At 59.3% G+C, this 12,577-nt stretch carries 12 protein-coding genes; 8 read left to right on the top strand and 4 right to left on the bottom strand.

What is annotated here, in order from left to right; genetic code table 11:
• Positions 1 to 67: 67 nt before the first annotated feature.
• From UB90_RS07320 to UB90_RS07310, 3 genes are all read right to left on the bottom strand, one after another.
• Positions 68 to 937 (bottom strand): 50S ribosomal protein L11 methyltransferase, encoded by an 870-nt coding sequence (locus UB90_RS07320; RefSeq protein ID WP_009178130.1) that lies wholly within the window; start codon positions 935 to 937, stop codon positions 68 to 70.
• Positions 938 to 1,045: 108 nt separating this feature from the next.
• A complete protein-coding gene (locus UB90_RS07315) occupies positions 1,046 to 2,281 on the bottom strand; it encodes an MFS transporter (protein WP_065324286.1) in 1,236 nt (411 codons plus the stop codon).
• Between the two features lie 116 nt (positions 2,282 to 2,397).
• Positions 2,398 to 4,605, bottom strand: coding sequence for a primosomal protein N' (locus UB90_RS07310; RefSeq protein WP_065324285.1), 2,208 nt, complete (start codon positions 4,603 to 4,605; stop codon positions 2,398 to 2,400).
• Positions 4,606 to 4,783: 178 nt separating this feature from the next.
• On the opposite strand from UB90_RS07310, the gene fsa reads away from it, so the two are divergent.
• The 5 genes from fsa (at position 4,784) to UB90_RS07285 (ending at position 8,582) form a co-directional block, all read left to right on the top strand.
• Positions 4,784 to 5,437, top strand: coding sequence for a fructose-6-phosphate aldolase (fsa, locus tag UB90_RS07305; protein ID WP_009177961.1), 654 nt, complete (start codon positions 4,784 to 4,786; stop codon positions 5,435 to 5,437).
• A 190-nt stretch (positions 5,438 to 5,627) separates the two neighbouring features.
• The gene (locus tag UB90_RS07300; RefSeq protein ID WP_065324284.1) at positions 5,628 to 6,341 is read left to right on the top strand and encodes a DUF484 family protein; all 714 of its coding nucleotides are present in this window, start codon (positions 5,628 to 5,630) and stop codon (positions 6,339 to 6,341) included.
• A complete protein-coding gene (locus UB90_RS07295; protein WP_065324283.1) occupies positions 6,338 to 7,273 on the top strand; it encodes a tyrosine recombinase XerC in 936 nt (311 codons plus the stop codon). Before UB90_RS07300 ends, UB90_RS07295 begins: the two co-directional genes overlap by 4 nt.
• A gap of 123 nt (positions 7,274 to 7,396) precedes the next feature.
• Entirely contained in the window at positions 7,397 to 8,089 is a 693-nt protein-coding gene (locus UB90_RS07290) for a CDP-alcohol phosphatidyltransferase family protein (RefSeq protein ID WP_065324282.1), read from the top strand.
• Positions 8,090 to 8,276: 187 nt separating this feature from the next.
• A complete protein-coding gene (locus UB90_RS07285; protein WP_009177594.1) occupies positions 8,277 to 8,582 on the top strand; it encodes a hypothetical protein in 306 nt (101 codons plus the stop codon).
• 42 nt (positions 8,583 to 8,624) lie between these two features.
• Here UB90_RS07285 and truA read toward each other — a convergent pair whose 3' ends face one another.
• Complete coding sequence (truA, locus tag UB90_RS07280) at positions 8,625 to 9,404, bottom strand: tRNA pseudouridine(38-40) synthase TruA (RefSeq protein WP_065324496.1); 780 nt, start codon at positions 9,402 to 9,404, stop codon at positions 8,625 to 8,627.
• A 175-nt stretch (positions 9,405 to 9,579) separates the two neighbouring features.
• Here truA and UB90_RS07275 point away from each other — a divergent pair, with 175 nt between their 5' ends.
• Genes UB90_RS07275 through UB90_RS07265 form a run of 3 tightly spaced genes read left to right on the top strand, consistent with a single transcriptional unit; the run spans position 9,580 to position 12,454 of the window.
• Positions 9,580 to 11,016, top strand: coding sequence for a YcjX family GTP-binding protein (locus UB90_RS07275; RefSeq protein WP_074712522.1), 1,437 nt, complete (start codon positions 9,580 to 9,582; stop codon positions 11,014 to 11,016).
• Positions 11,013 to 11,477 (top strand): GNAT family N-acetyltransferase, encoded by a 465-nt coding sequence (locus UB90_RS07270; protein ID WP_065324280.1) that lies wholly within the window; start codon positions 11,013 to 11,015, stop codon positions 11,475 to 11,477. The genes UB90_RS07275 and UB90_RS07270 overlap by 4 nt, the downstream gene beginning before the upstream one ends.
• Positions 11,474 to 12,454: a YcjF family protein gene (locus tag UB90_RS07265; RefSeq protein ID WP_065324279.1), complete on the top strand. Its 981-nt coding sequence runs from the start codon at positions 11,474 to 11,476 to the stop codon at positions 12,452 to 12,454. Before UB90_RS07270 ends, UB90_RS07265 begins: the two co-directional genes overlap by 4 nt.
• Positions 12,455 to 12,577: the final 123 nt, after the last annotated feature.

Genomic DNA, 12,577 nt, shown 5'->3' with positions numbered 1-12,577 from the left:
TACGCTAGGACAACGGCGAAGTCATGGCGATTGTGTAAAATTTGCCTAAACGGCCACCGATCTTCGATTACTTGCGCAAAATCAGCGTGGTCCATTCACCAATCTCATCACGTTTGACAAGATTGATGCCATTTTGTGCATAAACCGAAATCACATCATCCGCCTGCTCGTTCAGGATACCAGAGAGAATCGCGTAGCCGCCATCACGCAAATGGGCCGCAATGTCGGGCGACAGGGCAACCAAGGGCCCTTTGAGGATATTTGCAAAGATCAGATCATAAGGCGCGGCGGCCTTTAACGCAGGAGCGTCAAAGCCTGCAGCTTCTAGGCATTCCACCGCGCCCTTCATGCCGTTGGCCTCCATATTGGCCTCAGCCACGTCGACCGCGACTTGATCAATGTCGCTTGCAAGGATCTGCGCCTCCGGCCAGACGCGCGCGGCCGCCATCGCCAGAACAGCCGTACCACATCCAATGTCGGCGACTTTCTCGCCTTTGAGCCCTTCGCCGAGCAGATGATCCAGTGCTTTTAGGCAGCCCAGAGTCGTGCCGTGGTGCCCTGTACCAAAGGCCATCGCTGCCTCGATCAAAAGCGGGATCTTGTCGCCGGGCACTTTGTCTGCATCGTGGCTGCCGTAGACAAAAAAGCGCCCAGCCTCCACCGGTGCCAACTCACGGCGCACATGCGCAACCCAGTCGGTTTCTGGCAGTTCTGAGACGGCAAACGGTTTTGCCTTATGCAGCGTGGCGAGCAACGCGAGGCCTGCTTGGTCCGGAACTTCGGTGAAATAGCCTCCCACCTCCCACAAACCTGAACCATCCTCGACCTCGAACACGCCCACCCCCGTGGGTTCCGGGTTCAGACGTTCCATCGCATCCCCCAGTGCCTCTGCCTGAGCTTTTCCGGTCAGCGTGGTGAGGGCGGTGAATGTAGGCATGTCGGGATCTCCGAAAGAACAGGATGGCGCATAGGTTGCTCTGCGCCTACGCGAGCCTTGCACATATGGTCAAGGGGCGAGCGGGAAACTTGACCACGCCCGGCCTCGCTATTGTGCCAGTGTCGGGGCCTTTAAGCGGGCAAAGATCGTTTCATTCCCGGGTTCAGGATGACGCGGGATCATCAAGGACAACATCAAAGACACAAGCGCCATAAGTGCGGCCAATGCAAAGACCATCGCCGGAGACGCCACCCACAACAGACCAAGCAACACCGGCAAGAAAACCGCAGCGATATGGTTGATCGTGAAGGCCACGGCGGCAGTAGGGGCAATGTCAGCTGGGTCTGCGATCTTTTGAAAATAGGTCTTGAGCGCCAACGCCAGTGCAAACAGGATATGGTCCACCACATAAAGCGCCGCCGCGAGCATCACGCCCCAGCCGAACCAATAGATCCCGCCGTATAGAGCAAAGACCGTGGCCAAACCGGCATACTCAAAGATCAAAGTCCGGCGTTCCCCGAAGCGGGATACAAATCGCCCAAGCATCGGTGCAGCCACCATATTGACCAGCAGGTTGATTAGATAAAGGCTGGTTAGATGATGAACCTCGAACCCGAAGCGCTCGACCATCATGAAGCCTGCAAAGACCACAAAAATCTGCCGCCGTGCTCCCGCCATGAACTGCAGCGCGTAATAGAGCCAGTACCGGCGTCGCAGCACCATCTTTTTGTTCTGAGGGGTTGGGCCATCAAATTGCGGGATCGCAAAAAGGCAGAACAGGGCCACCAGCACTGTAAAGCCTCCTGCCGCCATGTAGACAGCGTTGTAGGACAGATTGAGTGGTTCCCACAGCACTACGATTACGCCATAAACCACCAATGTTGCGGCGGAACCGGTCGCCACCAACCACCCCAGCATCTGCGGTGCGCGTTCCTTGGACAGCCATTGAAGCTGCAAGGACTGTGCCACTGTTTCAAAGTAATGAAACCCGATAGAGCTGAGGACGGTGATAACCAAAATACCCTGAAGCGTCGGGAACCACGCCGTCACCGCCGTCGCAGCCCCAAGCAAGGCGAGGGATAAAAGCCCCAATACCTGCTCGCGCATAAAGATAATCAGGAAGATCACCAAAAACGCCAGAAACCCCGGAATTTCGCGCAAGGTGTGCAGCACGCCAATGTCAGCACCGTCAAAACTTGCAACTTCAATGACGAAGTTATTCAGCAGCGCTGACCACGTATTGAAGGCCACCGGCATAGCAATCGCCATGAGGAATAGCAGTGTGACAGGGCGGCGCCAGAACGGCAGTGCGCGGGACTGTTCGAGGGTGATAGGCGTAAACATAGCTCGGCTTTAGAGCGCTTTTGGCAGCCGGGCGAGAAAAGAATTGTATCAAAACCCGCTTCATCGCGCACAGGTCTCCCTGCATTTCTGCATCCACACGCTCTGTGCCGGGCGTTCTACAAGAAGTTCTGCGGGTCAATATCCACATTCAGGCGCAAATCGCCCCTGAGCTTGAATGGCGCAGTCCATCGGGTAATGGCATCTTGCAAAGGCACGCCCTTGTCGGCCTTCACCAGCAGCCGCACCCGATGACGCCCGCGCACTCGCGCGATCGGGGCTGGTGCTGGTCCGAAGAGCTGCGCACCAACCTGCCGCAACGGCCCGTCGTTTCGCGCCAGCGCGCCGCCCAGATCAAAGACCTGCGCCAGATCCGTGCCCGACAGGATAATCCCTGCCATACGTCCATAAGGGGGCACACCTGCCGCCTGTCGCTGTTCGGCCTCCGCACGCCAGAAACTTTCTTCGTCACCTGAGAGGATCGCGCGGATCACCGGATGCTCTGGCTGAAAGCTCTGCATCAAGGCCTCTCCTCGCCGTTCCGCCCGCCCAGCGCGCCCTGCCACCTGCCGCATCAGCTGGAACGTGCGCTCTGCCGCGCGCAGGTCCGACCCCTGTAGGCCAAGATCTGCGTCGATGACCCCCACAAGCGTGAGCAGCGGGAAGTTGTGCCCCTTCGCCACAAGCTGCGTGCCGAGGATGATGTCCGCCTCCCCAGCGGCGATTTCTTCGATCCGCTGTTTCAGCGCGCGAGCCGAGCCAAAGAGATCAGAACTGAGCACCGCGATGCGGGCCTCTGGAAAAAGTGCCGCCGCCTCTTCGCCCAGCCGTTCGATACCGGGGCCTACGGGGGCCATCTTGCCTTCGACCTTGCAGGATGGGCATTCGGTCGGCACCGGTTTGGTTTCACCGCATTGGTGGCACATCAGACGTTTCATGAACCGGTGCTCGACCATGCGCGCATCACAGTTATCGCAGGCCACCTGCGTGCCACAGGCCCGGCAGATCGTCACCGGCGCAAAGCCACGCCGGTTCAGGAACAAGAGGGACTGCTCGCCGCGTTCGAGCCTGAGCTTCATCGCATGTTTCAGCGTCGGAGATATCCAAGTGGAGGGCAAAAGCTCCTCGTTGCGCATATCAATCGCGCGCATTTCGGGCAGCACCGACTCGCCAAAGCGCGACGTCAGATCGAGACGCTGGTATTTGCCCGCCTCCGCATTCGCCCATGTCTCAAGGCTCGGTGTCGCCGATGCCAGCACCACCTGGGCCTGACACAAGGACGCTCGCCAGACTGCCAGATCCCGCGCGTTGTAAAGTACCCCTTCTTCTTGCTTGTAAGAGGTGTCGTGCTCTTCATCGACGATGATCAGTCCGAGATCGCGAAACGGCAGATAGAGCGATGAGCGCGCGCCAATCACCAGCTGCGCTGCCCCCTGCCCGACCATGCGCCAGACCCGGCGGCGTTCGGTCATGGTCACGCCGGAATGCCACTCGGCTGGCACCGCGCCAAAACGTGCCTCCACCCGTTTCAGGAATTCCGCCGTCAGCGCAATTTCAGGCAGTAGCACCAAGGCTTGCCGGCCTTTGCGCAGGCAGGCGGCTACAGCCTCAAGGTAAACCTCCGTCTTACCAGAGCCGGTGACACCCTTCAGCAATGTGGTGCCGTAGCGCCCCCCATTCACCCCGGCCTCAAGTGCGGCGGCGGCGGCGGCCTGATCCTCCGACAGGGTCTTGCCCGGCAGCTCCGGGTCCAGCGGCGGGAACGGCAGGTCGCGGGGGGCTTCCTCCTCGCGGATGGCGCCCTGTTTGACCAGCCCCTTGATCACCGAGCTGGTCACCCCGGCCAGCCCGGAGAGTTCAGACGCCGTAAACGCCGCGCCTTCATATTCGTCCATCACGTCGAGGACCTTGGCGCGCGCATCGGTCATGCGGTCGGGTTCGCCAGCCCCGCGACGCAGGACCTTTCGCATCGACGGTGGATCAGCCAGACCCGGCGCACGCGTTGCCAGCCGCAGCATCATCGACATCGGCGTCAGCGTGTATTGGGCGGCACGTTCCAGAAAACTCCGCATTTCCGCCCGCATCGGGGCCAAATCCAGCACCCGGATCACCGAACGCAGTTTTGCTGCGTCGAAATCACCGGCCCCCGGCCCCCAAACCACGCCGACAACTTTGCGCGGCCCCAAAGGCACTTCGACAAAGGCCCCAAGGAAACAGCCCCCTTCGGGCGCGCGATAATCCAGCAGGCGGTCCAGGGGCTGCGCTGTCAGTACCCCAACCCGCTCACCTTGGGCAAAAAACTCCGGACTGTCGCCTTGCTGCGTCATTCTTCGCGTGACCCTGCTCTTTTTCCTGTTCCAGACGGTAGGCGCGCGGAACTGTTTACGCTAACATGCGCGCGGACGCGCCCTGCCCTGCCTCATGGTCTTTCGCACTTTCCGCCGGACCTCCTATCAGGTAAAGCCAAGGCGCACCGAGGCCAAGCCATCCAGAGGACCAAAGCCCATGAAATTCTTCGTAGACACCGCCGAAATCGATGCCATCGCCGAGCTGAACGATCTTGGCATGGTCGACGGCGTCACCACCAACCCCTCCCTGATCAAGAAATCCGGCCGTGACATTATCGAAGTCACGAAGGAAATCTGTGATCTGGTCGACGGTCCGGTATCCGCCGAGGTCACCGCGACCGACGCAGAGACAATGATCGCTGAGGGGCGCAAGCTCCTTGAGATCGCGGAAAACATCACCGTCAAAGTGCCGCTGACGTGGGATGGCCTCAAGGCCTGTAAGACCCTGACCGACGATGGCCACAAGGTCAATGTGACCCTGTGCTTCTCTGCCAATCAGGCGCTCCTGGCCGCCAAAGCGGGCGCGACTTTCATTTCGCCCTTCATCGGTCGTCTGGACGATATCAACATCGACGGTATGGAGCTGATCGAAGATATCCGCACCGTCTACGACAATTACGGCTTCCAGACAGAGATCCTCGCGGCCTCGATCCGGACTGTGAACCACATCCTCGACAGTGCCCGTATCGGTGCAGATGTGATCACCGCCCCACCCGCTGTGATCAAGTCGATGGTGAGCCATCCGCTGACCGACAAGGGTCTCTCGGCCTTCCTCGCCGACATCGAAGCCGCTGGCATCAAGATCCTCTGATCTCTGGTTTCAGTGCAAATTAGTTTGGTGGCGCTCCTTTGGGGGCGCCATTTTCATTTGCAATCAGCATGTTATCGCCGAACTCAGCATTCTCCCCTGTACCAAGAACTATTTTTGCAATTTTTCGCGCGCGCGGGCGCAACCCACATGTTATAGTAAACAAAACCCGATCAGAGGTTGAGACGAGACGATGAGCAGTATGACCGTTGGGCTGGATGACAGCCTGCGCAAAAAAATCATTGAAAAGCCCGATATGGTGCTGGACGATCCCAACGTGATGCGCGCGCTGGTGGCAGCGAATGAGCGCGCCATGGGTTCCAACATCGTTGATCTGCGCGGCATTGCGATGGAGCGGCTGGAAACCCGGCTTGATCGGCTTGAAGACACGCACCGGTCGGTGATCGCAGCCGCCTATGAGAACCTCGCTGGAACCAACCAGATCCATCGCGCTGTGCTCCGGCTGCTGGACCCCGAGAGTTTTGCGAGCTTTATGGAGATTTTGCGCGGCGATCTGCGTGATATCCTGCGCGTCGATGCGCTGGCGCTGATTCTGGAGACCACGCAGGAAGAGGCGGGAGCCGCAGTCGAACGCGTTGGTGACATCTTAAAGTTCACCGAAGCCGGATTCGTAGAGTCCTACCTGTCACAAGGCTGCACCTATGGCGGCGATCGCTGCGTGACCCTGCGCCAAATTAAGGCAGGGCCTACGCGCATCTACGGCGACCGCGCCCCCGATCTGCGTTCTGAGGCTTGTCTGCGTCTTGATCTTGGTGCAGGTCGCCTGCCCGGCCTTTTGGTGTTCGGCGCGGAAGATCCGCATCAGTTCACCCCGCAACATGGCACCGACCTGCTGACCTTTTTTGGCGGGGTATTTGAGCGCTGCATGCGCCGCTGGCTGTCTTGAGCACGGGTGATCCCACATTGATTTCTCCTGCGGCGCGCGATGCGCTGCAGATCTGGCTCGACGGTCTCGGCGCGCTAGAGGGAGCAGCCGACAACACCCGCACCGCCTATCGCGGCGACGTGGCAGATTTCCTCGCTTTCATGAGCCTCCATTTTGGTGGCCCGCAGGGTCTTGGTGCCCTGAGTCAGATTACCACAGCCGATATGCGCGCGTGGATGGCTTCGTCCCGCAATGCGGGCACAGGCGCGCGCTCTCTTGCTCGCAAACTCTCTGCAGTGAAAAAGTTCTACGGCTGGCTGGCCAAGCGCGAGGGATTTGAACCCACGGCGGTTCTGTCCACACGTTCGCCAAAGTTTCAAAAGAAACTGCCACGCCCGCTTGATAAAGACGCCGCACGGGCGATGATTGATACGGTTGAGCTACAATCCCAACAGGATTGGGTCGCCGCACGGGATGTGGCTGTTGTTACTCTGTTGTATGGTTGTGGTCTGCGTATATCCGAGGCGCTTGGCCTGCTTGGCAAAGACGCCCCCCTCCCCGCAACCCTCAGGATAAAGGGCAAAGGCGGCAAAGAGCGGATCGTACCAGTGCTGCCCGCTGCACAACAAGCCGTGAATCGCTATCTGAAACTCTGTCCGCACCCGCAAGAGGCCAGCTTGCCCTTGTTTCGTGGCGTGCGCGGTGGCGGGCTGCATGCACGTATGATCCAAGGCGTGGTCGCCGATGCCCGCAGGCAACTGGGCTTACCCGCAACCGCGACCCCTCATGCCATGCGGCACAGTTTCGCGACTCATCTTCTTGAGGCCGGGGGCGATCTTCGTGCGATTCAGGAATTACTCGGCCACGCATCGCTCTCCACGACGCAGGCTTACACCGCGGTGGATACGGCTCATTTGATGGAAGTTTATGCGCGGTCGCATCCCAAAGCGTAACCCGATCAACAGTGCACAGGTTTCTGCGTGATCGTGTTTGAGGGAGCCGATTGAAGCAAAAACGCAAGGCTTGCTCTGCGCTTCTGGGTTGCGGGTTACGGCGAAATTCGTCATCACGGGCGAATGACGATTGAACTCCGTGCCTTGTCCGTCCACCTCCTGACTGCAACCGGTGCTGTATTTGCCATGCTGGCGATGCTTGCAGCGGTCGATGCAAAATGGGATCTGATGTATCTCTGGCTGGTGGTGGCCTTTGCCGTCGATGGTGTAGATGGCCCCCTTGCGCGACACTACGACGTGAAGCGTAATGCGCCGCAGTTCGATGGCGTGCTTTTGGACCTCATCATCGACTACCTCACATATGTGTTCATCCCCGCATTCGCGCTGTTTAAATCTGATCTCATGTCAGGTTGGACAGGCTGGGCGGCGATCATCGTCATCACCTTTACCAGTGCGATGTATTTTGCCGACACCCGCATGAAGACGAAGGATAACTCCTTTTCCGGCTTTCCCGGCTGCTGGAACATGCTGGTTTTGGTGATTTTTGCGCTGGAACCCAATCACTGGGTTAGCCTCGGTCTGGTCACGCTTTTGTCGGCCACCCAGTTCTTGCCCCTAAAGTTCATCCACCCCGTTCGCACGGAGCGCTGGCGCGCGCTCTCTCTGCCCATCGCGTTGGTTTGGACCGCTCTGGCTGGTTGGACCGCTTGGGTGCAATTTGCGCCCGGTCAGCTGGTCCATTGGGCGCTATTGGTGACATCGGTCTATCTGCTGTTTGTTGGCATTGCCCAGCAAATCATCCCTTCGCGGGACTGAGACCACCCCCAGCAAACCTCTATCCGAAGCACGAAATCGCGCGCTGACATGTCGATTGGCGTGACTTTTTACTGATCTTTTCCGCTCAAAAGCGCCGAATGCAGGTTCGGTAAACCGGCTGTTAAGCATAACTCGTGAAAGTCATGGGGTATGTTTTGTTTCCGAGTTTTGGCGCAGGAGTGCGAACATGTCGATGCAAGAAGACAGTTCTTCGGTCAACGCCCGCCAGCAAGCCGCTGTCGATGGCTACAGGGCCTTTGGTAATAGCATGGCCACGCAGCAACTTGCGCGTGCCATGGCGGAGCTTCGCGAATCCGCCGCCGGTGCCCATTTCCCGCGCGAGGCTGCACCAAGTGACCGGCCAGCAGGCCCCAAACCCATCGCGAGCGAGCAGGACACTGCGCAGCAGGCCTTTCTGGCGCATCGCAATCTGCACCGAATGTCTGAGCGGGAGGCAAGCCGTCTCTATGCGGGGGCCAAGGCGGTTATTTGATATCCTCAGCCCCAAGGATCATCAAGGCAGAACACCTGAGTCTTAGGTGAAATCGCCTGTAAAAACCGGATCAGGATACCCCACCCGCGCCAGATACAAGCCGTGCCCCGGACAGACCGGACCGCAAGCGGCCCGATCTTTGGCAACAAGCGCATCGCGGACATCTTCGGGCGTCCATGCTCCCGCGCCAACACGCTCCAGTGTCCCGACAAAACTCCGCACCTGATTGTGCAGGAAACTCCGCGCACGCACATGGAAATGCACCTCTGGGCCAGAAAGGCCCTGCACCTGTTCTACCCGCAACTCATCCAGCGTCTTCACCGGGCTTGCCGCCTGACAGATGGAGGAGCGGAACGTGGTAAAATCGTGATTGCCCAGCAGCATGTCAGCGCCGGCCTGCATCGCTTCCACGTCCAGTCTGTGGTTGATCTGCCAGACCTGTCCGGCATCATGGGTCGCGGGCGCGCGGCGCATCAGGATCCGAAACAGATACTGCCGCTCTATCGCGCTGAACCGGGCGTGCCAGTCATCATCTACCCGCGCAGCGTCTACAATCGCTATGGGATCGGGCTTCAAGTGATAATTTAGCGCCTCACTCAGACGAAACGGGTCCCAGTCCTTTTTGAGATCACAATGGGCAACCTGCCCCAACCCGTGAACGCCTGTATCCGTACGCCCCGCCGCAGCGATTGTATGCTCGCCCGGCTCCAGCTTGGCCAAGGCAGCTTCAATCGCGCCCTGCACGGAGGGCTGATCCTTCTGCCTCTGCCATCCGGCAAAAGGCTTTCCATGATATTCGACTTTGAGAGCAATACGCGGCATGGGCGCGAGGTACCCCGCCAAAGCAAAACTGGCAAGCCCCGCGCCGCCACCTTGCACTGCAAGGCTGGCAACCCCATCCCAGCATGCTTATGTTCAGTCCCTAAGGCTGTGACGAGAAATTTCGGGACGAACGCTTTCTCGGGCAAGACAGCGATTGGCAGGCAGGGGGCAGAAAGTGTCGCGAGGAACAGGCGTTACAGGATTGGCTGCGGATGTGGCCGATGGAGTTTTGCGAGGCGCGGAGACATTGGGCGGGGCTTTGGCCAGCCCCTTTGCCGCACCGTCGTTGCGACTGGGTGTCACTGGCCTTGCTCGGGCGGGTAAAACCGTCTTTATCACCTCACTGGTCGCCAACCTGATCAACCGGGGGCGCATGTCCCAGCTTTCGGCACATCAGGATGGGCGCATCGAGGCCGCCTATTTACAGCCGCAGCCGGATGACACTGTTCCGCGCTTTGATTTTGAAAATCACCTCGCCGCTCTCACGGGGCCGGAGCCGCATTGGCCCGACAGCACGCGCGCGGTGTCCGAGTTGCGTCTGAGCCTGCGCATTCGGCCCAGCGGATTGTTTGGCGGAGTCACAGGGCCACGCATCCTGCATCTGGACATTATCGACTATCCGGGAGAGTGGCTGCTGGATTTGTCGTTGATGGACAAGGATTACGCGAGTTGGTCGGCCGACGTCCTGCGCCGGATTGAAACCCGCGAAGAAGCCAAAGCCTTTAAAACCGCTGTTAAGGCGGCCTCCCCCGCTGAGGCCCACGATGAACCCGTCGCGCAGGGGTTGGCCGCCGCTTTTGCGGACTATCTGCAGTCCGCACGCAAAGCCGGATATTACGATTGCACGCCGGGGCGGTTTTTGTTGCCCGGCGATCTAGCAGGCTCGCCCGTGCTCACATTCGCGCCGCTGCCTTCGGGCGAGGCCCCGCGGGGCAGCCTCGCACGCGAAATGGCCCGCCGGTTCGAGGCCTATAAAGCTCAGGTGGTACGCCCCTTCTTTCGCGATCATTTTTCCCGCATCGACCGGCAGGTGGTGTTGGTCGATGCCCTCGGCGCGTTGCATTCCGGCCCCCCCGCCATGGAAGACCTGCGCCGGGCAATGACGGATATCCTGAGCACCTTTCGCCCCGGTTCCAACCGGTTCCTCAGCCAACTTCTGCGCGGCAAGCGGGTGGAGAAGATCCTTTTTGCCGCTACCAAGGCCGATCACCTACACCACCTTCAGCACCCTCAACTTACCGCCATTATAGAGGCGTTGACTGCAGAAGCCCGCGACCGCGCGCAATTTGCGGGCGCAGAGACGGCGGCGCTCTCCCTCGCGGCATTGCGTGCTACGACAGAGGAAATGCGCCCCCATGACGGGACAGAGCTACCCTGCGTGCGCGGGATCTTAGCTGAAAACGACAAAGCTGCTGCGCTCTATCCCGGTCGCTTGCCAGAGGATCCCCGACACCTGCTGACCCCTGCACGGCAGGGGGCGGGAAACTGGCTCGACGGCAGCTATGCCTCTATGCGTTTTGCCCCGCAACCGCTGACGCTCAAGCCAGGCGATGGACCGCCCCACATTCGGCTGGATCGGGCCGCAGAATTCCTGATCGGTGATCGCCTGTGACTTACGTTTTGCGCCCCGCAACGCCGCTCGATGCCAGCAAGATCGGCGAAATCCTCTATCGTTTTGAGCATGAAACACCATGGATGCCCAAGGAGCATTCGCGGGTTGAGGCCATCGCCTTTTGTGATCGTATGATCTCGCGCGGGTGGGTCACTGTGGCCGAAGATTGCTCAACAGGTATGATCCTCGGGTTTTGCGCGCAGGATGGGGCAGAGGTTTGTTCTCTTTATCTGTCGCCAGAGCACACCGGTTGCGGCATCGGCAAACGATTGCTGGACCACGCGAAACGACAGGCCTCAAAACTGAAGCTTTGGACCTTTCAGGCCAATCTCGCAGCCCAGCGGTTTTATCTGCGCGAAGGGTTTGTCGAGAAAAAACGCACGGATGGTCAGCGCAACAGCGAAGGCCTGCCGGACATCGAGTACCATTGGCACGCCCAAGAGATGGAGACCGCCACATGAGCCGCGACCCCATTGTATTTGACGTAGAACCCGACGATCAAACGGCTCCGAATGTCAGCGAGGCTCCACCGGTGCCTGATCTTGACGCACCCACAGCGGTGCAAGCCTCGGTCACCGCACTGGGCAAAAACAAACGCTCCGGCTGGGGCGGTTGGATCTGGGGGCTGGTCGCCGGTCTGATCACCACCATCGCAACAGTGGCCGCGTGGGACTATGCCAACAACCTGCTCGACCGGATGCCTGTGCTCGGCCTTGTCTTTACGGCAGCATTTGCGGGGCTTGTCCTTGCGGCACTGGCCTTTTGTGCCAAAGAACTGGCCGCGGTTGGTCGGGTTCGCCGCGTCGAGGGGTTGCGACAGGGATGTCGCACGGCGCGTGGCGGCACCTTGAAAGAGGCGCAAACGCAGATCGCGGCATTACAGCGGTTTTACAACGGGCGCGCGGATCTGGAATGGGGTTTGCGCAACCTCAATGAGCGAAAAGACGAGATCCTCGATGCGGATGCATTGGTTGACCTTGCCGAAGCAGAGCTGATGCGTCCACTGGACGCACGCGCGGTCGCAGAAGTCGAAGCCGCCGCCCGCCAAGTAGCAGGCGTCACGGCACTGGTTCCGTTAGCATTGGCAGACGTGCTGACCGCATTGGTCTCGAGCCTGCGCATGATCCGGCGCATTGCTGAGATTTACGGCGGGCGTTCTGGCCTATTCAGTTCATGGCGACTCACGCGTGCAGTGCTCTCTCATTTGGTTGCAACCGGTGCGGTTGCGATTGGCGACGACCTGCTAGAGCCGATCCTTGGTGCGTCTGTGCTTTCCAAACTCTCTCGTCGCTTTGGAGAAGGTTTGGTGAACGGTGCATTGACCGCACGGGTTGGCATTGCAGCGATTGAAGTTTGCCGTCCCATGGCCTTTGAAAATCAGCAAAAACCACGGCTGGCAAAGGTGCTTCAGCGAGCGCTCAGCGGCTTTGCCAAGTGATTTCCGAGCAAAACTCTCGCATTTTAACACCCGACTAAATCCATCAACTATTTGAAAATAAACAAAAAATCTCTTGCACTCCCTCAATTTAGAATCTATCTAAGTTACAGAGCCAAACACGGC

Source organism: Tritonibacter mobilis, assembly GCF_001681715.1.
In the GTDB taxonomy this organism is placed as follows: Bacteria; Pseudomonadota; Alphaproteobacteria; order Rhodobacterales; family Rhodobacteraceae; genus Epibacterium; species Epibacterium mobile.
The sequence above is the reverse complement of the archived record's forward strand: the minus strand, read 5'-3'. Positions and strand labels throughout refer to the sequence as shown.